Raw genomic sequence first — 20882 nt, forward strand, 5'->3', positions numbered from 1 at the left:
TACGGGTAGACATCCATGCCGGCCGCGGGGGCGGACCCGGACGCACGGGCGGCGCGGGCCGGTGGGGATCCCGGCCGGGGCGGGCGGGGTCAGCCGACGACGGCCAGCGGGCTCGGGACGGGGTCGCCGGCGGTGCCCGGGGCGGCCGTGGCCGGGTCGGCGTTCAGCTCGACCACCCGGTTGGCGGCGTCGACGTGCACCACCCGGGGCCGGTACACCCGCGCCTCGGCGTCGTCGAACTGCCCGTAGGAGATCAGGATGACCAGGTCGCCGGGGTGCACGAGGTGGGCGGCTGCGCCGTTGATGCCGATCACGCCGCTGCCCCGCTCGCCCGGGATCACGTACGTCTCCAGCCGGGCGCCGTTGGTGACGTCCACGATCGCCACCTGCTCGCCGGGGAGCAGGTCGGCCGCGTCGAGCAGGTCCTCGTCCACGGTCACCGAGCCCACGTAGTGCAGGTCGGCCTGGGTCACCGTGGCCCGGTGGATCTTCGACTTGAGCATGGTGCGGAACATCGGGGTGCCTTTCGCGGGGCGGGAGGACGGGTCAGGATCGGGGGGCGAGCCGGATCGCCACGTTGTCGATCAGGCGGGTGGTGCCGACCCTGGCCGCGATGAGCAGCCGGGCCGGCCCGGCGACCGGGCCGGGCTCCAGGTCGGCGTCGGTGAGCGCCACGTAGTCGACCTCCACCTCGGGCGGGCCGTCGCCCAGCGCCCGGTGCACGGCGGCCAGCACCTCGCCGCCGTGCTCGCCCCGGTCGGCTGCCGCCGCGCCGGCCCGCAGCGCGGCGGACAGGGTCAGCGCGGCCTGCCGCTGCGCGGGCGAGAGGTAGCGGTTGCGGCTGGACAGGGCCAGCCCGTCCGGCTCCCGCACGGTGGGCACGCCGACCACCTCGACGGGCACGTCGAAGTCCCGGGCCATCCGCCGCACCAGCGTGAGCTGCTGGTAGTCCTTCTCGCCGAAGAACGCCAGGTCGGGGCGGGTGAGCTGGAACAGCTTCAGCACCACGGTAAGCACCCCGTGGAAGAAGCCGGGCCGGCTCAGGCCCTCCAGGTCGTCGGCGAGCCGCCCCGGGTCCACCCGCACCAGGGGCTCGCCGTCCGGGTACACCTCGCCCCGGTCCGGCGCGAAGACCACGTCCGCACCGGCCCGCCGGCAGACCTCCAGGTCCGCCTCCAGGGTGCGCGGGTACCGGTCGAAGTCCTCGTTCGGCCCGAACTGGAGCGGGTTCACGAAGATCGTCACCAGCACGTGGTCGGCCCGCTCCCGGGCGGCGCGCAGCAGCGTCTCGTGCCCGGCGTGCAACGCGCCCATGGTCATCACCACGCCGACGGTGCCGGTCAGGGCGGCGCGCGCCTTCGCCAGCTCCGCGCGGGTCCGCACCAGCTCCGTCATGCGTGCCTCACCTCTCGTCGGGTCCCGCCGAGCACGTCGAGCAGCGGCGCGGCGTCCGCCGGGCGCAGCCGGCCCGACGCGATGGCCCGGTCCGCCGTGCGCCGGGCCAGGGCCAGGTACGCCGCGACCGACTCGGGCGCGGTCGCCGCCAGCCGCTCCAGGTGCCGGCGTACGGTGCCGGCGTCGCCCCGGGACACCGGGCCGGTCAGCGCGTCGTCGCCGAGGCGCAGGGCGTTCTCCAGCGCCGCCCCCAGCAGCGGGGCGAGGACCTTCTCCGGCTGGCCCACCCCGGCGTCGCGCAGCCGGTCGGCCGCCTCGTTGACCAGGGTGACCAGGTGGTTGGCGCCGTGCGCCAGCGCCGCATGGTAGAGCGGCCGGTCGGCCTCGCCCACCCACTCGGGCACCCCGCCGAGGTCGGCGACCAGCCGGGCGGCCAGCGGGCGCAGCTCGGCCGGCGCGGTCACCCCGTACGAGATGCCGGCGAGCCGGCCGAGGTCGTCGGGCGTGCCGGTGAAGGTCATCGCCGGGTGCAGGGCCAGCGGGTGCGCCCCGACGGCGGCGGCCGGGGCGAGGACGCCCAGCCCGTGCGCGCCGGAGGTGTGCGCGACCACCTGGCCGGGGCGCAGCGCCCCGGTGTCGGCGAGGCCGGCCACGACCGGGGCGAGCGCGTCGTCGGGCACGGCGACCAGCAGCAGGTCGGTCGCGGCGTGGGCCACGGAGGTGGCGGAGCGGTTGGCGGCGTCGGGCAGCAGCAGGGCGATGCGGGCCTTCGCCGCCCCGGAGACGCCGGAGGCGGCGACCACCCGGTGCCCGGCGGCGGCGAGCGCCGCGCCCAGCACCGCGCCGACCCGGCCGGCGCCGAGGACGCCGACGGTCAGCACGCGGGGGAAGGAGGGCGAAGTGCCGCCCGAGGGTGCGGCGGCCCGCGCGGGGGCGGCCGGACGCGGGCGCAGCGGTGCGCTCATGGCAGTGATCCAGTCCTCGAAGGGGGTACCGGTCGATGGCAAGTATGCGCCGCGGTGAAGAGGCCGCAACAAGAAGGTGTGAAAACCTTCACCGCCGGGACGGCCGGGCCGCCGCGGGCCTCCGCGACGGCCCGGCCGGTGTACCCGTCACCGGCCGCGCAGGAACCCGGCGTCGACGAACTTGAAGTTGGTGTCCGGGCGTGCCTCGCCGTCCCCGCCCGGGGTCTCCGGGGTGTTCCGGCCGTCGTGCACCACCAGCAGCCCGCCGGGGAAGCCCGGCAGCGGGGTCGCGGTCACCGCCGCGCCGTCGCACTCCTGGGAGCCGTCCACCACGCCGTCGACCACCGCGAACCGGCCCGTCGGGCGGCCGGTGCGCCGGTCGTACGTGTGGAACGTGTCGTCGCCCTGGGCGGAGACGACCAGGGTGCCGGTCAGGCGGCCCGTCCGGTAGATCGTCAGCCCCTCCACGTCCTGCGCGATCCGGCCGCCGAACCCGGGATCGGCCGGGTAGTCGGTCACGCAGTCGTCCTCCGCCGGGTCGAACGCCGCCGGCACGCCGTACTCGCGGACCCGCTCGACCAGCGTCGGCGTCCCGGCGAACCGGCCGCCCGCGAGCCGGGTCCGCCACAGGCCCACCTTCTCCTGCGCCAGGTGCACCACGCCGGTGTCCGGGTCCACCACGGTCCCCTCCACCTGCGGGCCGTCGCCCGGGTCGGTGCACGGCGACCAGGCGGTGCCGTCGGGCAGGGTGAACGCCGACGGCAGCGTCAGCCGGTCCACCGGCCGGTAGGTGACCCGCCCGGCCCGCTCGACCAGCCGGAACACCCCCACCTCCGGGGTGCTGCGCCGGCTCACCACCGCGTACGCGCGACCGGCCGGGTCGACGTGGGCGCCCAGCCCGTACGCGGTGCGCTGCTCGTTGACCTCGGCCTGGTCCCGGCTGAACGCGAACGGCACGCCCGGCGCGGTCACGTCGGTGAGCAGCCGGGTGGCCGGGTCGATGCGGTAGAACCGGAGTTGGTCGCGCCCCCGGTCGGTGACCACCGCCAGGTCGACCCGCTGCCCGCCGAGCCGGAACCCTTCCACCAGGTCGACGTTGTTGAACCGGCCCGGCTCGTCGTCGGGGCCGGGGGCGGGCGGGGTGGCGATCGCCTGCCGCTCGCGGGCGGCCAGGTCGTAGACCCGCAGGCCGCCGTTCTTGGCGGTGGCGATCACCAGGCTGCCGGCCCGGTCGGTCGGGTGCACCCAGATCGCCGGGTCGTCGGCGTCGGCGTCGCCGCCGGCTTCGTCGTCGTACAGGCTGGGGGTCTCGGCCACCGCCCGCACGACGCGCGGCGCGTCGTCCCGGGCGGGGGCGGCGGCGGCACCGGAGGCGGCCAGCAGCAGTGGTACGGCCGCCAGCGCGGGGATCACGATTCGTCTCATGCCCGCAGACCGTAGGGTCGGCACGGTGACGGACCCTGAACGCGGGATGAACTCCCCGGCGCTGCGCTGGCGGGACGCGATGGACCGTGCCCTGTACGGGCCGGCGGGCTTCTTCGTCGCCGGGGCGGGCCCGGCCGGCCACTTCCGCACGAGCGCGCACGCCTCACCGGCGTTCGCGGGAGCGGTGTTCCGGCTCGTGTCCCGGCTCGACGCCGCCCTCGGGTTCCCCACGCCGTTCGACGTGGTGGACGTGGGCGCCGGCCGGGGCGAGCTGCTGCGCGCCCTGGCGACCCTGGCCCGCGAGGCGGCGGCCGGCGGCCCATCGAGCGGCACGACCCCGGCTGTCGCACCCCCGCACGGCACCGTCCCCGCGCCGGTGCCGCTGGCCCACCGCCTGCGCCTGACGGCCGTGGAACTGGCCCCCCGCCCGGCGGACCTGCCGCCGGCCATCGACTGGACGACCGAGACCCCGACGGGAATCACCGGCCTGCTGACCGCCACCGAATGGCTGGACAACGTCCCCCTGGACGTGGCAGTCCCCACCGAGACCGGCTGGCGCTACCAACTGGTGAACCCGACAACCGGCAGCACAACCCCGGGCCCCCCACTGACCGAAGAGGACCTGACCTGGCTGACCCGCTGGCACCCCGACGCCCCGGTGATCAAGAGGTTTGTGTCAGGTTCGGGCCCCTCCGCTGACGCAAACCTCTTGATCACCGGGGACGGGGACAGGGTGGAGGTGGGGCGGGGGCGGGATCTGGCCTGGGCCGGGGTCGTGGGGCGGCTGCGGCGGGGGGTGGCGCTGGCCGTGGACTACGGGCACCTGCGCCGGGCGCGGCCGGTGGGCGGGACGCTTGCCGGATACCGGGGCGGGCGGCAGGTGCCGCCGGTGCCCGACGGGTCGTGCGACGTCACCGCCCACGTCGCCATGGACTCCGTCGCCGCCGCCGGTGAGCGGGTCGCCGGGTGTGCGTACACACTGGTGTCGCAGCGGGAGGCGCTGCTCGCGCTCGGGGCCGACGGCGGGCGACCGCCGCTGAGCCTGGCCGGCACCGACCCGGCCGGGTACGTGCGGGCGCTCGCCGCCGCGTCGGCGGTGGCCGAGCTGACCGACCCGGCCGGGCTCGGCGGGCACTGGTGGCTGCTCCAGCCGGTCGGCGTCGCCGTCGATGCGCTCATGGCACGATGACGGGCATGACCACGGACACCGGTGACCTGCGCGAGCTGACCGTCGGCACCGGGGCCGGCGGGGAGCAGCTCGGCACCGACATGGTGCTCAACATCGGCCCGCAGCACCCCTCCACGCACGGCGTGCTGCGGCTCAAGCTGGTGCTCGACGGGGAACGGGTGGTCGCCGCCGAGCCGATCGTCGGGTACATGCACCGGGGCGCGGAGAAGCTGTTCGAGGTGCGCGACTACCGGCAGATCATCGTGCTGGCCAACCGGCACGACTGGCTGTCGGCGTTCTCCAACGAGCTGGGCGTGGTGCTCGCCGTCGAGCGGCTCATGGGCATGGAGGTGCCCGAGCGGGCCACCTGGCTGCGGATGGCGCTGGCCGAGCTGAACCGGGTGCTCAACCACCTGATGTTCCTCGGCTCGTACCCGCTGGAGATCGGCGCGATCACGCCGGTCTTCTACGCGTTCCGCGAGCGGGAGACCATCCAGGCGGTCATGGAGGAGGTCTCCGGCGGGCGCATCCACTACATGTTCAACCGGGTCGGCGGGCTCAAGGAGGAGGTGCCGGCGGGCTGGACCGGGCGGGCCCGCGCCGCCATCGGCGAGGTGCGCCGCCGCATGCCGGACCTGGACAGGCTGATCCGGCGCAACGAGATCTTCCTGGCCCGCACCGTCGGGGTGGGCGTGCTGTCCGCCGCCGACGCCGCCGCGTTCGGCGCGTCCGGGCCCGTCGCCCGGGCCTCCGGGCTCGACCTGGACCTGCGCCGCGACGAGCCGTACCTGGCCTACGACCAGCTCGACGTGCCGGTGGTGACGAAGACCGCCGGGGACTGCCACGCCCGGTTCGAGGTGCTGCTCGACCAGGTGTACGCCTCGCTCGACCTCGCCGAGCAGTGCCTGGACCGGGTGGACCGGCTCACCGGGCCGGTGAACACCCGACTGCCGAAGGTGGTGAAGGCCCCCGAGGGGCACACGTACGCGTGGACGGAGAACCCGCTCGGCATCAACGGCTACTACCTGGTGTCGCGGGGCGAGAAGACGCCGTGGCGGCTGAAGCTGCGCACCGCGTCGTACGCGAACGTGCAGGCGCTGGCCACCCTGCTGCCGGGGTGCCTGGTGCCGGACCTGATCGCGATCCTCGGCTCGATGTTCTTCGTGGTGGGCGACATCGACAAGTAGCGGGTCCGCCCGGTGCTTGCCGCCCGCGCCCGCGGGTCAGCGCCAGTGGTCGGCCGGGCGGGCGCCGCCGGCGCGGGGCGGCTCCCCGGGGGACGCGTGTCCGTACCGCTGTCCGACGACGCGCTGGTGCCGGCTGAGCCGGGCCGGCTCGGGTTCCGCCGCGCCCCACTGCTCCGCCGACGGGGCCTCGCGTTGGGCCGGCGGACGCCACTCGGCCGACGGGGCCGCGCGCGGCGTCGATCCCGCCGACCAGGCGGCACCTTGTGCTGCCTCCGCCGACCAGGCGGCACCTTGTGCCGGCTCCGCCGGCCAGGCGTCACGGTGCGCGGCCGGCCAGCCGCCCGGCCGGTCGGCCGCCGAGCCGGCACCGGCGGCGTCCCCGTCCCACCAGCGGTCCCCCGGACTTTCCTCCGGGTAGGGGTCGCCCTGCCGGACCGCGGCCCAGCGGTCCTCCACCCGGTATCCGCTGCCGGTCGCGTCCGCGTGCGCCGTGGCGCGGCGCTCGCCGACCCGGACCTCCCGGCCCCGGTCGTCGTCGCGCACCTCCGCCCACCGGTCGCCGGCCTCCGCCTCGGACCACTGGCCGGAGGTGGCGGGCACCGGTGGGTACGCGGGGGCGCGGTCCGTCTCGTACCGGCCCGCCGCGCCGCCGCCGGCCGGCGCCGGGCCGTAGCCGCCCCGCGCCTCCGGCTGGACGGCCGCGCCCCGGGCCTGGGGGCGGGCGGGCTGGGCCGGCTCGTCCCGGGAGGGCGGCTGCCGTGCCCAGGCGCGGTCGTCGAACGGCTCCGGGTCTGCCGGGTCGGGGAACCGGTGGGCGTCGGCACCCCGGACGCGGGCGGCCGGGTCGGCGTGCCCGGCCCACGGCCGGCCCTCCGGTTCGCCGCTCGCCGGCCGCTGGCCGCCGGCCCACGGCCGCTCCTGCGCGGCCGGGGACCACCCGTCGCCGTAGCCGTCCGGAGCCGGCGACCACCGGTCGCCGTAGCCGCCCGCCGCCGGGTCCGGCCCGTCGACGACGGTGTGCCGGGTGGTGACGTGCACGGTCTCCGTGTGCCGGACCAGGCCGACCGGGCGCGGGACGGGGTCGGGGGCGGCCGGCTGCGGTGCCCGGGTGCCGGGGGCGCCGGGCTCGGCCGGGCGCGCCGGCGTCCCGTAGACGCCCGGCTGCGCGGGGCGGTCGGTGCCGTAGACGCCCGGCTGGGCGGGGCGGTCGGTGCCGTGGCGGGGGATCGGCTGGGGGCGGTGGCCGGGGGGCGCGTCGTCCGGGCGCGCGGACGCCCGGAACGGGACCGCCGCCGGGGCCTCCTCGGCGTCGCCGGGCCGGCCGGCATCGGCGTACGTCTCGGCGGGCGCGATCCGGGCCCGGCCCGCACCCGCCGGCTGCGCCGACGGCGGGTCGGGGTCGGCGGCGAATCCGGCCGCCGCGGCGTCGAGCCGGCGACGCAGCGCGGCGACCTGCTCCTGGGCCCGTTGGGACGCGTCGAGCGCCTGGTTGCTGCGCTGGGCGGCGGCCACGATCTCGCCGCGCAGCTCCCGGCCCAGCCGGTCGATCTCGTCCCGCAGCTCCTCGGCCTCCCCGTGCCCGCCGTCGCCGTCGGCGCGCAGCGCGATCGACAGGCCGATCAGCACCACGGCGAAGATCGTCAGCACGGCGGCGAACCGCAGCGGGCCGTTGCCGTCGGCGACCAGCAGGATCAGCGCCGCGACGGGGGCCAGCGCCACGCCGATCCAGAACAGCACGGAGAGCAGTCGGGGATCACGCCTGTCGGTGGCGGCAACCGGGGCGGGCATGGATGTGCAGCCTACCGAGTGTTCCGCCTACTGGGAACGTTCTGAACAGCACCGGTCGCCGACGGCACGGGGCCGCCGGCGACCGGTGGGCGGGTCAGCTGGCCGCGAGCGCCCCGTCGGAGGAGAAGACGAGGCCGACGCTGGCGCTCCCCGTCTTCAGGGCGTTCTTGGTCTGCGGGCCGCCCGCGTCGAGGGAGCTGAACGAGCCGGCCTTGAAGTCGTAGACCTCCACCAGGCCCGCCTGGCACTTCGGGCGCTGCGGGCACTCCGGCGGGCCGGCCAGCACGGTCGCGCTGCCGGAGCACTTGGCCGCCAGCTCGGACAGCGTGGCCACCCCGTACTTGTCGGCGAACGCCTTGGTGACGGCGAACGCGTTCTGGTCCTGGGCGGCGGACGGCGTGCCGAAGGCGATGCCGGCCTTCTCGCCGGCGGCCTTGAGGGCGGCGACGGTCTTGTCCAGCTCCGGCGAGGAGACCGGCTGGGCGTCCTTGCCGTTGGCCTTCGTGTTGAGGAACTCGGCCATGGTCGCCGCGTACTCCGGGACGACCTGGATCTCGCCCTTCTCCAGGGCCGGCTCGTACAGCTCGCGGTTGCCGATCTGCTGCACCTTGACCTGGTAGCCGGCGGCGGTGAGCGCGATGCGGTAGAGCTCGGCGATGGTCTGGCTCTCGGTGAAGTTGCCGGCGCCGACGACGATCGTGCCGCCCGCGCCCTTGGCGACGCCCTGGGTGACGTTGTTGGCGGTGGCGAACTCCTCGGCGGCGACCTTGCTGGTCTTGCGGTCGACGTCGACGGCCTTGTTGAGCGCGATCAGCTTCGGCGTGTCCAGCGCGGCGGAGACCTTGTCCAGGGCCGCGAGCAGCTCCGGGGTGGCCACCTTGGCGTTGACCGCCGGGATGACGTTGTCGGTGTTCTGGAGCTTCTTGTCGTCGGCGAGGACGACGAGCTGGTCACCGGCGACCGGGGCGCAGCCGGCCCCCGACGCGCCCTGCTGCGGGGCCTCGGTGCCCGAGGAGCCGGCGTCGCCGCAGCCGGTGAGGAAACCGGCCGCCGCGAGGGCGCCGACCGCGCCGATGGCCAGCCGTGTACGTGCGCGCATCAAGCCCGCCTTCCGTGTCCCGGCGCGACCCCCCGGGCCGGCCGCGTGTCCGACGGACGATCTCCTGTCGTCGCCCGCGATGTTCCACCCAACATCCTGCCGGCCGGGACCGACAACCCGAGGCGAGGTTCGTCACCGGATCGTCACCATCCGGCGTACGGGAGGAAGCCGGCCGGTCAGCTCCCGGCGACGGCGTCGGCGGCCCGACGGTTGGCCCGCCGCCGGGCCGGGCGCAGCGGGCGCGGGGTGACCAGCCGCTCGACCAGGGCCAGCAGCAGCTCGACCAGTATCGCCAGCCCGGCCACCAGCAGGCCGCCCGCGATGATCTGCCCGCCGCCGGCGGCGATGTCCAGGCCGAAGCCGGCCCGGATGATCTGGCCCAGCCCGCCGCCGTTGACGAACGAGGCCAGCGCGGCCGTCGCCACCACCTGCACCGCCGCGGTGCGGAACCCGGCGGCCAGGTACGGCACCGCCAGCGGCAGCTCCACCCGCCGCAGCACCTGCCCGCCCGACAGCCCCATCCCGCGCGCCGCGTCCCGGGCCTCCGGGTCGGCCTGCCGCACCCCCGTGTACGCGTTGGCCAGCAGCGGCGGCACCGCGAAGACGGCCAGCGCGACCACCACGGCGGGGCGGCCGAACCCGAGGAAGGTCAGCGGCAGGATGGTCAGCAGGGCCAGGGTGGGGATCGCCAGGGTGACGTTGGACACCAGCACCACCAGCCCGCCGCCCCGGCCGGTGTGCCCGAGCCACAGGCCGACCGGCCAGGCCACCAGGCAGCCGAGCAGCACGGCCGTGGCCGACATGCCGAGGTGCTCGCCGAGCCGGTCGAGGATGCCGCCCGGGTTGGTCCAGTTCAGCGGGTCGTTGAGCCACAGCACCGCCTGGCCGACCGGGTTGCTCATCGGGCCCGCCCGCGCAGCCAGGGGGTGACCGCCCGGCCGAGCCCGGCGAGGACCAGGTCCAGCACCAGCGCGAGCAGGACGCAGAGCAGCGTGCCGGTCATGATCTCGGCCTTGTAGAAGTTGTTCTGGAAGCCGGCGAAGATGAGCTGGCCCAGCCCGCCCCGGCCGACCACCACCCCGACGGTCACCAGCGCCACGGTCGACACGGTGGCCAGCCGCAGGCCGGTGAGGATGCCGGGCAGCGCCAGCGGCAGCTCGATCCGCAGCAGCCGGCCCCACCGGCCGTACCCCATCCCCTCCGCCGCCTCGCGGACCTCGGGGGGCACCTGGCTCAGCCCCGCGACGGCGTTGCGGACGATGACCAGCAGCGCGTACAGCACCACCACGGTGAGCACCGTCACCGCCCCGATCCCGAGGTAGGGCGCGAGGAACGCGAACAGGGCCAGCGACGGGATCGTGTAGAGCACCCCGGTGAATGCGAGGATCGGGCCGGCGAGGGGACGGAACCGGTGGGCCGCCACCGCGAGCGGCAGGGCCACCAGGGCGGCGATCAGCACGGCCCGGACGGTCAGGGAGGCGTGGTCGCGCAGCGCGGCGAGGATCGTGTCAGAGTTGTCCCGCACGTACTGCCAGGAGAACCACGGGTTACCCGGGTCGGCCCGGTAGCTCAGGCGGAAGGACATGCGTGGACGTTACCCCGAACACCCGGAGCGCCGCCGGACCCGAGGCGGCCGGAACGCGCGCGGCGGCCATCGCGCTGGAGGGCATCGGCAAGCGGTACCCGGACGGCACCGAGGCGGTCCGCGAGCTGAGCCTGCGGGTGCCGGCCGGCGAGCTGGTGGTGCTGATCGGGCCGTCCGGCTGCGGCAAGTCGACCGTACTGCGCATGATCAACCGGCTGATCGAGCCGACCGCCGGCCGGATCCTGCTCGGCGACGAGGACGTGACCCGCGTCGACCCGGTCGCGCTGCGCCGCCGCATCGGGTACGTCATCCAGAACGTGGGCCTGTTCCCCCACCAGACGGTCGTGGCCAACGTCGGCACCGTCCCCCGGCTGCTCGGCTGGCCCTCCGACCGGATTCGGCGCCGCAGCGAGGAGCTGCTGGAGCTGGTGGGCCTCGACCCGGGCCGGTTCGGCCGGCGGTACCCGCACGAGCTCTCCGGCGGGCAGCGGCAGCGGGTCGGGGTGGCCCGCGCGCTCGCCGCCGACCCGGTGGTGCTGCTGATGGACGAGCCGTTCTCGGCGGTCGACCCGATCGTGCGGACCCGGCTCCAGGAGGAGTTCCTGCGCCTCCAGGCCGAGGTGCGCAAGACGATCGTGCTGGTCACCCACGACCTCGACGAGGCCGTCCGGCTCGGCGACCGGATCGCCGTGCTCTCCCAGGGCGGCCGGCTGGAGCAGTACGACACCCCGGCGGCCCTGCTCGCCGCGCCCGCCTCCGAGTTCGTCCGGGACTTCGTCGGCGCGGACCGGGGCATCCGGGCGCTGGCGGTCACCCCGGTCACCCGGGAGGCGCTGGAGCCGGCCCCCGCCGACCCGGCCGGGCTGCCGCAGGTCGCGCTCGGCTCCTCGACGTACGACGCGCTCGCCGTGATGCTGACCTCGGGCGCGGACCGGGTGCTGGTGACCGCCGACGGCGGGCCGGCAGGGGTGCTCACCCGGGAACGGGCGCTGGACGCCGGCCGGGAACCGGCCTGAGCCGGGCGGGGCGGCGGGGTCGGGGTCGGGGTCGGCTGAGGTTCGTGGCGGGGCCGGTCAGGCCCGGCCGCCGAGGCTCGCCGCGCCGATGATCCAGCCGGAGAGGAAGCCGTACCCGGCACCGGTGCCGGCGGCCTGCAACGCGGCGAGCAGCGACGGCGACGGCCCGAGCAGCGTGCTCAGCAGCGCGGCCAGGCCGGCGGCCAGCACGTACGCGCCCCAGCCGGAGAAGAACTGGCTCACCGACCCCTGCACGCGGGCCACCTGGGAGGCGGGGAGCACGTAGAGCAGGGCCGCCGCCAGCACCACCAGCAGGATGGCCCGCAGGTCGGTGGCGAGGACCCCCTGCCCCGAGTCGCCGGAGCCGAACCGCCACGCCGGCCAGGCCAGCAGCCGCAGGAACCAGCCGCCGGCCGACTCGGGGTCGGTGCGGTCCTCCGCCCAGCCGACGTACAGCGGGCTGCCGCAGACCGCGACGAGCAGCAGCACCGCGAGGGTGCCGGTGCCGGCCGCGGTCCCGTACCGGCTGACGGCACCCGAGCGGTTGATGGCGGCCATGACGCGACCAGTACCCGACGCGCCCCGGCGGGCAATCCTGCGGACCACGGCGACCGCGCCCCGGTCAGTGCTTCATCAGGTAGTCGATGAACTTGGCCCGCAGCAGCGGCGCGGACTCCTCGTACCCGTGCCCGGTGAGCTCCCGCCACAGCGCCGCAGCCTCGTCGATGGTCGGGCCGACGGAGTTCGGCGCGCCGTCCAGCGCGGCGGCCTCGTCGGCGTTCGGCAGGTGGCGCAGCACCGACCAGAAGAACCCGACGTCGCGCCGCTCCCGGGCCGTCGCGAACGCCCGCTCCCGCAGCTCCTCCGTGGAGAGCGCGTCCAACTCGTCGAACGTGTGCCCGCCGGTGCCGGTGGAAGGTGTCTCGGTCATGCCGCCGAGCCTAACCGGCGAGATCACCGGCGGCGCGCCGCCGCCCCCGACTCGTGCAGGTCAGCGGTCCCCGGCGTCCCAGCGCGGCGGGCGGTCGTCCCAGCGCGACGCGTCCCAGGGGTCGGTCGGGGTGTCGTCGGTGCGGGTGGGCAGGGCCGGGGGCCAGTCGCCCACCGGCGCCGGCCGGGGCACCGACCAGCCGGAGCTGATCGCGCCGTCCCCCCGGGGGACCGGCTCCGGGTCCGCGCTCGCCGACCGGGGCCGGCCGTACGTCTCGACCAGCCGGGTGACCACCAGGCCGACGCCGAGGGCGGCCCCGCCGACCGCCCACCGGCTCACGACCCAGCCCTCGGCGTCCAGCCAGGCGCGCAGGACCGCGACGAGGCTGACGGCGAGCAGCGTGCCGAAGATCGCGCCGCGCCGGCCGTACGCGCTCGTGCCGCCGAGCAGCGCGATGCCGACGGCGAGCGTCGTCCAGCCCAGCCCCTCGGTGGGTACGACGGGCCCGTCGCCGTTGCCGGCGAACAGGATGCCGGCGAGCGTGGCGAACACGGTGGAGAGGACGAAGGCGAACACGACGATGGTGGCCGCCACCCCGCCCCGGCGGCGTGCCGGGTCGGCCACCGGGCGGAACCGGCCGATCAGGCGGCGCACCGGTCGGACGGCCCCGAACAGTCCGCCGAGGACGGCCACGGCGGCGAAGCCGGCGAAGAGGTAGAACGCGGTGTCCCGGGGGTCGTACCCGCCCTGCACCGGCACCGGCGCGGGGCGCTGCTGGATGTAGACCACCACGCCGGCCGCGCCGGCCAGGCTCGCCGCCCAGCCGGGCACGTGCAGCAGCACGACGGCGAGACCCACGGCCAGCCCGCCGATCGCGGCCACCGCCACGGCGTGCCCCACCGCGACCTCGACCCCGCGGTCGCCCTGCTCGGCGGCGTGCAGGGCGGCGGCGACGGCCACCGGGCCGACCGCCAGGTTCACGGCCGAGGTGCGCAGGGTCAGCCCGGCGGCCAGCACGAGCAGCCCCAGCGCCACCACGTCGACCAGCAGGGACCGCAGCCCGTCGCCGCGCAGCGCGGCCGGCTCCGCCCGCCACAGCAGCCAGGTCAGGACGGCGAGGGCGGCGGCCAGCAGCAGTTCCCAGACGACGTGCACGGCGACCCGGTCGCGGCCCGGCTCGCCGTGGGCCGGGTCGTCGAAGACGTTCTCCAGCACCGATGCGGGCACGCCCGACGAGGGTTCCACGGGGATGTGCCGGCCCGGATCCTCGTGCCCCATGACGCGTGCCCTCCCCAGGTCACGGCCGCAGGTCCGACCCGGGCGGACCGGGGCGGCCGTTGCTCACCGGTCGCCAGGCACGGTACCTGCGCGCCGGTCCGGGCGTAACCCCCCGTGGTCAGCGCTGACCCGGGCCGCCCTCCCGCCGGTCCGCGTCGCGCTCGTCCTCCGGCCGCTCCGGCACCCGGCAGGACCGCTCCAGCCACAGCGCGGCGGCCACCAGGGCGAGTGCCGCGAGCAGGCCGGCGCCGGCGGCCGGGCGGTCCTCGGCGGCGGCCCGGGTGGGCTCGACGAAGAGCCACCCGGTCAGCCCGGCGCACCAGCCGGCGAAGATCGCCCCGGCCAGGGCGGACGCCTTCGCCAACACCACGAACCGGGCCACCAGCAGCGGATTGACCGGGTCGCGCCCCGGCCGGCGCTCGATCCGGCTGCGGGTGTTGACCGCCGCATACGCCTCCAGCACCGCCAGCGCGGCCAGCGTCACCACCGGCAGCCACGGCAGCCGCGGGAAGCCGCCGTAGAGGGTGCTGATCAGCAGCCAGGCCACCGCCGCGGCGGCCAGGCCGGCGACGACCAGGGTGGAGATCCGGGTGGGGCCCATCCTGGAGCGGTCGGGGTCCGACCCGCCCGGTGGTCGGGACTGCGCCTGGGTCATGCCGGCCGGCTCCACTGGCTCATGTCGACGACTCTAACGCCAGATCCGGTCGAGGGCTCAGTTCCAGGGCGTCGCCGGCCACCGGTTCGGCGTTGAGCAGGTCGGTCAGCCAGCCGTGCCCGGGCAACCGCCCGTACGGCTGGATGTCGATCCACGGCCGGAGCACGAACGCCCGCAGGTGGGCCCGGGGGTGCGGGAGGGTCAGCTCCGGGTCGTCGCTGAGCACCGGCTCGCCGGCGTCGTCCCAGACGGCGACGACGTCGACGTCGAGGGTGCGGGGGCCGAAGCGGCGCGCCGGGTCGCGCTCGCGGCCGGCGCGCCGCTCGGCGGCCCGGGCCCGCGCCAGCCAGTCCGGTGGGGCCGCCGCCGGGTCCTCGACCAGCACCACCGCGTTGAGGTACGCGGGCTGGTCCGCGTCGCCCCACGGCGGGGTCTCGTAGACGCCCGAGACCAGCAGCACCGCCGTGCCGAGGGAGTCCACCGCCGAGCGCAGGTGGGCAAGGCGGTCGCCGAGGTTGCTGCCGAGGGAGAGCAGGGCGCGGGTCACGCGGCGCCCCCGCCGGGCGCCGCCGGTGGTGGCTCGGTCCGCGTCCTCGTCATGGTGACGGCGACGTCGGCGAAGGCGTGCGGCACGGGCGCCTCCGGCTTGTGCACGGTGACCGTGGCGCGCGTCACCCGGTCATCGGCCAGGCAGATCGTGAGCAGCCGGTCGGCGAGCGTCTCGATCAGGTTCACCGGCTCGCCGGTCAGCACCGCCACCAGCCGGTCGGCCAGTTCCCCGTAGTGCACCGTGTCGGTCACCTCGTCGGAGCGGGCGGCGGGCGCGAGGTCGAGTTCGAGGACGGCGTCGACGACGAACTCCTGCCCCCGCTCCCGCTCGAAGTCGTAGACGCCGTGCCGGCCGTGCGCCCGCAGGCCGGTCAGCGTGATCCGGTCGGTCACCGTTCCCCCTCCGTCGGTCTTCCGACTCTGGCCGCCGCCGGCGCGCTGCTTCGGGCCGCCCGCTCGTCGTCGCGGGCGGGCCCGAGGCGCGGGCTGCCGCTGGCCCGCCAGACGGCCAGGGCGTCGACGGTGCCGAGCACGTCGTGCACGCGTACCCCCCAGGCCCCGGCCGCGACCGCGAGCAGGCTGGTCGCGGCGGTGGCGGTCTCCCGGCCGGCGGTCGGCCGGGGGGTGCCGTCGGCGGCGGCGAGCAGCCGGCCCAGATACGACTTGCGGCTGGCCCCGAAGAGCAGCGGGAGGCCGAGCTCCAGCAGCTCGGGCAGGCGGGCGGTGAGCTGCCAGTTGTGCTCGGCGGTCTTGGCGAAGCCGAGGCCCGGGTCGACGACGATGCGGTCGGCGGCCACCCCGGCGGCCAGCGCCGCGTCGACCCGCTCGGCCAGCTCGGCCCGCACGTCGGTCACCACGTCGGTGTAGTGGGCCAGCGCGCTCATGCCCCGCGAGTGCCCGCGCCAGTGCATGAGCACCCAGGGGCAGCCGGCGTCGCGGACCACCCGGGCCATGTCCGGGTCGGCCAGCCCGCCGGAGACGTCGTTGACCACCGCCGCCCCGGCCGCGAGGGCGGCCTCGGCCACCCGGGCCCGGCTGGTGTCGATGCTCACCGCGACGCCGGCGGCGGCGAGCTCCCGGACCACCGGCAGCACCCGGGCGGCCTCGGTGGCGGCGTCCACCCGGTCGGCCCCCGGGCGGGTGGACTCCCCGCCGACGTCCACCAGGTGCGCGCCCTCCTCCTTCAGTCGCACCCCGTGTGCGACGGCGGCGTCGAGATCGGCGTATCGGCCGCCGTCGGAGAAGGAGTCGGGCGTGACGTTGAGGACGCCCATCACCACCGGGGCCCGCGTCCGTACCAGATCGGTCACGACTGCACCGTACCGGTCGTGGCGGCGGGCTCCGGCAGGCCGGTGCGCCCCGCCGCCGGCACCCCTGACATGGCAATTGGAACGGGTGTACGATCGGTCGTCCGGGTCGTTCCGGGCCGACTCTTCGCGGCTTGTCGCAAAGGGGGGCGGCCCGTACCCTTTGGAATTGCCCAGCAGCGAGACGGCGAAGCCTGGAGGGAGGGCCGAAGCGGGAAAAATCCGCCCAAAGCTCACTACTCCACGTGGTGGGTGAAGAACGCAGGGTCGCCGACGCTGCGCAGAGTGAGCACCATCCCGCCAAGCTTGCCTACCGCACCGCCGCGGCTTTGCCGGCCGCAACAGGGGAGGTTCCAGTGATCGCCATCGAGCTCATGGAGGCGACGTCGTCCGGCGTCACTCACGCGCTCCACACCCTGGCGTCGACTCCACTCGCCGAGCCGGCACCCAAGGGCATCGACACCAACGGCGTCGTCACGTTCTTCGCCAGCAAGATCGCGCCGATCCTGCTGGCCGTGCTCGGCGTCATCTTCATCGGCCGGGCCAGCCGCGGCGAGATCTCCAAGGTCCTGACCAGTTCCGCCATCGCGATCGTCGGGCTGGCCTTCATCGCCGGAGCGGCCACACTCTTCTTCGTCGGTGATTACCTGATCGACCTGATCTTCGAATAGGCGCGGGCAGATGCGGCTGCGCACCGACGACGACATCTACCGGGCCCGCCTGGTCTACCTCGGGCCGCCCGGCTACACCCTGCCCGTCCACCTGCCGTACGCCCAGTACGGCGTGTTCATGCTGCTCGTACCCCTCTACATGTTCGTCCACTGGCTGTTCACGTTGCAGGTCGAGCTCTTCCCCGCCTGGGAGATCGCGCTCGCCATCGTGAGCACCTCGTTCATCTTCCGGTACGTCGACCCCGACCGGCCCGCGCGCATGGTGATCCGCACCGCGCTGACCGACTGGCGGCGCACCCGGGAGTCGGCCGCCGAGCAGCGCGACCCGCGCCTGGTGGCGAGCCGGATCAGGATCCGGGAGGAACTGGCATGACCGGGCGTACGCCGATCGGGCCGAAGCAGCACGCGGATGAGGCGGTGGCATGAGTCGCTCTTCCACGCCGGGTTCCCCGGCAGGACGTCACGCTGCCACGCACAGTAACCGTGCGCGCTCGTTCGACTACCCTCCGGACGAGGACCTGGACGAGGTCGCCCTCGACCCCGCGCTGGTCACCAGCCCCGGCCACGGCCGGGTCGGCGTCTTCCAGGCACCCCGGCCCGCGCCCGGGCGCACCGCGCCGACCGGCCCCGAGCCGGGCGCGCCGAGGGTCGCCGACAGCGCCGACATCGACTCGCCGTTCCTCGACCTCTTCGGCGGCGCCCACCCGGCGTCCCGGCCCGCGCTGCCCGCGCCGCCCCGGCCCACGCCCCGCGAGCACCCCCCGATCCCGCACCAGCCGCCGGCCGTCGCGGCCCCGCCGGCCCGGCCCGAGATTGCGCCGGCCCCCGCCGAACGGGCCCCCGCCGCGCCCACGCCGCCCAGCCGGCCCCGGGTCCCCCAGCAGCACGTGGACCGGCTGCCGGCGGCACGCCCGGCACCCGCGCCCGACCTGCCGCCGCCCCCGGTCGTGGCCACGCCGCCCGCCGACCCCGACGACGAGACGTACGGCTGGCAGGACGCCGGGCCGCCCGCGCGCCGGGAGCCCGAGCGGTCCCCGCAGCGGGAGGCCGAGTCCTCGGCGCGGGAGGCCGGGCGCGCCCCGCAGCGCGCTGCCGTGCCGTCCCCGCAGCGCAACGCCGAGGCACCGCCCCGGGGCTGGGAGCCGGACCGACCGGCCCGCCCGGCACCGGAGCCTGCGCAGCCGCCGGCCGGCCGCGAGGTGACGGCACCCCGGCAGCGGACGGCCGAGCGGCGGGAACGGCCCGGCAAGCCGGCCAAGCCCGCGAAGCCCGCCCGCCCCGCCCGGCCCGCGAAGCCGCCAAAGATCAAGTTTGGCGACCGCGACCCGTCGGTCGAGCTGGCCATCACCGAGATCGCCGGCCACCTGACCTTCACCCCCAACACCGTCACGGCGTGGTATTGGCTGCCCGAGGTGCGCTGGGCGTTCCGGCCCGACGCCGAGCGGGAGGCCCTGCTCGCCGCGATCTCGGAGCAGTACGCCGGCCTCGCCGGCTTCCGCCTGCACCTGCGCCGCACCACCCGTCCCTTCCCGGCGGACGAGTGGGCCCGCACCATCGACGCGCACACCACGTCCCCGCTGCCGGACGTGCCGGGCACCACCGGCTGGGGCGACCACCTCGTCGCCGCCCAGCGGCACCTGCTGTCCGTCAACCACGCCGAGGGGCAGACGTACCTCGGGGTGACCTTCGCCCGACGCTCCCTCGGCGACTCGCTCACCGAGCGGTTCCTGCGCACCTTCGGCCGCGGCGTCGCCGAGGGCGAGCGCCGCAAGCTCGGCCGCACCGTCGAGCAGTTCGACGAGGTGCTGGGCGCGTTCGGCATGCGCGGCCGGCGGGTCACCGCCCAGGAGCTGGAGTGGCTGCTCTACCGCTCGGTGGCGCTCTGCATGGCCCCGCCCGGCACCCTCTCCCCCGTCACCAACGGCCGGTGGGAACGCGGCGACCTGCTCGCCCTCACCGAACAGGTGGAGCGGTACCGCACCCCGTACGGGTCGACGGTCAAGCTGGTCAACCGGATGACCGGCGAGGAGCGGCACGTGGCCGTGCTCGCCGTCGGCCGGATGGAGCCGCTGGAGATCCCCGAGCGGCACGAGCCCTGGCTGCACTTCCACGAGCGGCTGCCCTGGCCGATGGAGATCTCCACCCGGGTCGACATCCTCGGCTCGGGCGACTCCTTCCGCAACCTCGAACACCGGCTGCGGATGATCCGCTCCCAGCAGCTCGACTACGCCGAGCACGGCATCGACGCCCCGCCCGAGCTGGAGCGGCTGGCCAAGCGGGCGCTGGTGATCGGCGACGAGATGACCACCGGCCTGCCCGTCGACTCCGCCCGGGCCCACGGCTGGCACCGCATCGCCGTCGGCGGGCGCACCCGGGAGGAGTGCCTGGAGCGGGCCCGCCGGCTGATCCAGCTTTACTCCCGGGAGCTGCGGGTGTCGTTGCAGCACCCGAAGAACCAGGACTGGCTGGCCCGCGAGTTCATCCCCGGCGAGCCGATCGCCAACACCGGCTACGTGCGGCGGATGCCGGTCAACCTGCTCGCCGCCGCGCTGCCGCAGGCCGCGTCCACCGTCGGCGACCGGCGGGGCGACCTGATCGGGCGCACCGCCGGCACCTGCCGCCGGCCGGTGTTCCTCGACCTGCACTTCCCGATGGAGGTGCGGGAACGCTCCGGGCTCGCGGTCTTCGTCGCCGAGCCGGGCGGCGGCAAGTCGACCCTGCTCGGCGCGCTGGGCTACCTGGCCACCCGGCGCGGGGTGCAGGTGACCCTGCTCGACCCGTCCGGCCCGCTGGCCCGGCTGTGCAGCATGCCGGAGCTGCGGCCATACTCGCGGGTGCTCAACCTGACCGGCTCCGAGCAGGGGACGCTGGCGCCGTACGCGCTGATCCCGACGCCGCTGCGCAGCGAGTTCAGCGCCGGTGCGGCCGGCGACCGGGAGTTCGAGATCGCCGTCTCCAACGCCCGCGCCGAGCGGCGCATGCTGGTGCAGGACATCTGCATGATGCTGGTGCCGCCGCAGGTTGCCCGGGAGGCGTCCACCGCCACCCTGTTCCGGCACGCGGTCCGGCAGGTGCCGGCCGAGGAGACGTCCACCCTGGACGACGTGGTCGCCTGCCTCGGCCAGCTCGACGACGACGCCGGCCGGGAACTGGCCAACCTGCTGCTGGACACCGCCGAGATGCCGCTGGCCATGCTCTTCTTCGGCCGCCCGCCGGAAGGGCTGCTCGGCGCCGACGCGGCGCTGACCGTGATCACCATGGCCGGGCTGCGACTGCCCGACCTCAAGATCGAACGCGAGTACTGGTCGGCCGAGGAGGCGCTCGCGCTGCCCATGCTGCACACCGCCCACCGGCTCGCGGTGCGGCGCTGCTACGGCGGCTCGATGTCCTCCAGGAAGCTGGTCGGCCTGGACGAGGCGCACTTCATGGAGGGCTGGCGCTCCGGACGGTCGTTCCTCGTGCGCCTCGCCCGCGACTCCCGCAAGTGGAACCTCGCCGCGCTCGTCGCCTCGCAGAACCCGAAGGACATCCTCGGGCTCGACGTGCAGAACCTCGTCTCCACCGTGTTCGTCGGCCGCATCGCCGAGGACACCGAGATCGCCTCCGAGGCGCTGCGGCTGCTCCGCGTCCCCGTCAACGACGGGTACGAGGCGACACTGGCCTCGCTGTCCACGGCGGACGCCACATCCGCCGCCCGGCTCGGCTTCCGCGAGTTCGTCATGCGCGACGTCGACGGGCGGGTGCAGAAGGTCCGGGTGGACGTGTCGTACGTCGACGGGCTGCTGGACCACCTGGACACCACCCCCGCCGCGGTCGCTGCGGCAGCGGGCCAACTGCCGACCATCGCGGACCTGGAGGCGTGA

General features: G+C 75.9%; 21 protein-coding genes. 6 read left to right on the forward strand and 15 right to left on the reverse strand.

All coding sequences use genetic code 11. From position 1 onward, the window contains the following. Positions 1-89: 89 nt before the first annotated feature. The 4 genes from panD to ACFYWL_RS02860 all read right to left on the reverse strand — a co-directional run bounded on the left by panD (position 90) and on the right by ACFYWL_RS02860 (position 3785). Complete coding sequence (panD, locus tag ACFYWL_RS02845) at positions 90-515, reverse strand: aspartate 1-decarboxylase (protein ID WP_386966359.1); 426 nt, start codon at positions 513-515, stop codon at positions 90-92. Between the two features lie 31 nt (positions 516-546). Next, positions 547-1395, reverse strand: a complete 849-nt coding sequence (gene panC / locus ACFYWL_RS02850; protein ID WP_386966362.1) for a pantoate--beta-alanine ligase — start codon at positions 1393-1395, stop codon at positions 547-549. Then, on the reverse strand, positions 1392-2360 hold the full coding sequence (locus ACFYWL_RS02855; RefSeq protein ID WP_386966365.1) for a Rossmann-like and DUF2520 domain-containing protein: 969 nt from the start codon (positions 2358-2360) through the stop codon (positions 1392-1394). The genes panC and ACFYWL_RS02855 overlap by 4 nt, the downstream gene beginning before the upstream one ends. 147 nt (positions 2361-2507) lie before the next feature. Then, positions 2508-3785 (reverse strand): phytase, encoded by a 1278-nt coding sequence (locus ACFYWL_RS02860; RefSeq protein ID WP_386966368.1) that lies wholly within the window; start codon positions 3783-3785, stop codon positions 2508-2510. 46 nt (positions 3786-3831) lie between these two features. Between ACFYWL_RS02860 and ACFYWL_RS02865 the strand changes: the two genes are divergently transcribed. Both ACFYWL_RS02865 and ACFYWL_RS02870 read left to right on the forward strand, forming a co-directional pair. Continuing rightward, complete coding sequence (locus ACFYWL_RS02865) at positions 3832-4974, forward strand: SAM-dependent methyltransferase (protein ID WP_386966757.1); 1143 nt, start codon at positions 3832-3834, stop codon at positions 4972-4974. Next, positions 4971-6140 carry an NADH-quinone oxidoreductase subunit D gene (locus tag ACFYWL_RS02870; protein ID WP_386966371.1) on the forward strand — a complete coding sequence of 390 codons (1170 nt, stop codon included), beginning with the start codon at positions 4971-4973 and terminating at the stop codon, positions 6138-6140. Before ACFYWL_RS02865 ends, ACFYWL_RS02870 begins: the two co-directional genes overlap by 4 nt. A gap of 36 nt (positions 6141-6176) precedes the next feature. Here the strand turns inward: ACFYWL_RS02870 and ACFYWL_RS02875 are convergent, their stop codons facing one another. The 4 genes from ACFYWL_RS02875 to ACFYWL_RS02890 form a co-directional block, all read right to left on the reverse strand. Then, entirely contained in the window at positions 6177-7928 is a 1752-nt protein-coding gene (locus ACFYWL_RS02875; protein ID WP_386966374.1) for a hypothetical protein, read from the reverse strand. A gap of 94 nt (positions 7929-8022) precedes the next feature. Further along, complete coding sequence (locus ACFYWL_RS02880; RefSeq protein ID WP_386966376.1) at positions 8023-9027, reverse strand: glycine betaine ABC transporter substrate-binding protein; 1005 nt, start codon at positions 9025-9027, stop codon at positions 8023-8025. A gap of 176 nt (positions 9028-9203) precedes the next feature. Further along, on the reverse strand, positions 9204-9929 hold the full coding sequence (locus tag ACFYWL_RS02885) for an ABC transporter permease (protein WP_386966379.1): 726 nt from the start codon (positions 9927-9929) through the stop codon (positions 9204-9206). After that, positions 9926-10612, reverse strand: a complete 687-nt coding sequence (locus tag ACFYWL_RS02890; protein ID WP_386966381.1) for an ABC transporter permease — start codon at positions 10610-10612, stop codon at positions 9926-9928. The genes ACFYWL_RS02885 and ACFYWL_RS02890 overlap by 4 nt, the downstream gene beginning before the upstream one ends. Before the next feature lie 2 nt (positions 10613-10614). Here ACFYWL_RS02890 and ACFYWL_RS02895 point away from each other — a divergent pair, with 2 nt between their 5' ends. Beyond that, positions 10615-11628, forward strand: a complete 1014-nt coding sequence (locus ACFYWL_RS02895) for an ABC transporter ATP-binding protein (RefSeq protein ID WP_386966383.1) — start codon at positions 10615-10617, stop codon at positions 11626-11628. A gap of 57 nt (positions 11629-11685) precedes the next feature. Here the strand turns inward: ACFYWL_RS02895 and ACFYWL_RS02900 are convergent, their stop codons facing one another. From ACFYWL_RS02900 to folP, 7 genes are all read right to left on the reverse strand, one after another. After that, positions 11686-12186 carry a hypothetical protein gene (locus ACFYWL_RS02900; RefSeq protein WP_386966385.1) on the reverse strand — a complete coding sequence of 167 codons (501 nt, stop codon included), beginning with the start codon at positions 12184-12186 and terminating at the stop codon, positions 11686-11688. A 64-nt stretch (positions 12187-12250) separates the two neighbouring features. Further along, positions 12251-12559, reverse strand: a complete 309-nt coding sequence (locus ACFYWL_RS02905) for a hypothetical protein (RefSeq protein ID WP_074472273.1) — start codon at positions 12557-12559, stop codon at positions 12251-12253. Positions 12560-12619: 60 nt separating this feature from the next. After that, on the reverse strand, positions 12620-13837 hold the full coding sequence (locus ACFYWL_RS02910) for an ABC transporter permease (RefSeq protein ID WP_386966387.1): 1218 nt from the start codon (positions 13835-13837) through the stop codon (positions 12620-12622). 118 nt (positions 13838-13955) lie between these two features. Then, on the reverse strand, positions 13956-14492 hold the full coding sequence (locus ACFYWL_RS02915) for a DUF3180 domain-containing protein (RefSeq protein ID WP_043966390.1): 537 nt from the start codon (positions 14490-14492) through the stop codon (positions 13956-13958). Between the two features lie 19 nt (positions 14493-14511). Further along, positions 14512-15039: a 2-amino-4-hydroxy-6-hydroxymethyldihydropteridine diphosphokinase gene (folK, locus tag ACFYWL_RS02920; protein ID WP_386966389.1), complete on the reverse strand. Its 528-nt coding sequence runs from the start codon at positions 15037-15039 to the stop codon at positions 14512-14514. Next, the gene (folB, locus tag ACFYWL_RS02925; RefSeq protein WP_386966391.1) at positions 15036-15434 is read right to left on the reverse strand and encodes a dihydroneopterin aldolase; all 399 of its coding nucleotides are present in this window, start codon (positions 15432-15434) and stop codon (positions 15036-15038) included. The genes folK and folB overlap by 4 nt, the downstream gene beginning before the upstream one ends. Then, positions 15431-16351 carry a dihydropteroate synthase gene (folP, locus tag ACFYWL_RS02930; protein ID WP_386966392.1) on the reverse strand — a complete coding sequence of 307 codons (921 nt, stop codon included), beginning with the start codon at positions 16349-16351 and terminating at the stop codon, positions 15431-15433. The genes folB and folP overlap by 4 nt, the downstream gene beginning before the upstream one ends. Before the next feature lie 353 nt (positions 16352-16704). On the opposite strand from folP, the gene ACFYWL_RS02935 reads away from it, so the two are divergent. Genes ACFYWL_RS02935 through ACFYWL_RS02945 form a run of 3 tightly spaced genes read left to right on the forward strand, consistent with a single transcriptional unit; the run spans position 16705 to position 20882 of the window. Next, a complete protein-coding gene (locus tag ACFYWL_RS02935; protein ID WP_077938023.1) occupies positions 16705-17019 on the forward strand; it encodes a hypothetical protein in 315 nt (104 codons plus the stop codon). Between the two features lie 10 nt (positions 17020-17029). Next, positions 17030-17392: a hypothetical protein gene (locus tag ACFYWL_RS02940; RefSeq protein ID WP_386966394.1), complete on the forward strand. Its 363-nt coding sequence runs from the start codon at positions 17030-17032 to the stop codon at positions 17390-17392. A gap of 49 nt (positions 17393-17441) precedes the next feature. After that, on the forward strand, positions 17442-20882 hold the full coding sequence (locus ACFYWL_RS02945; RefSeq protein WP_386966397.1) for an ATP-binding protein: 3441 nt from the start codon (positions 17442-17444) through the stop codon (positions 20880-20882).

The organism is Micromonospora sp. NPDC002575 (assembly GCF_042889525.1).
GTDB classification, from domain to species: Bacteria; Actinomycetota; Actinomycetes; order Mycobacteriales; family Micromonosporaceae; genus Micromonospora; species Micromonospora carbonacea.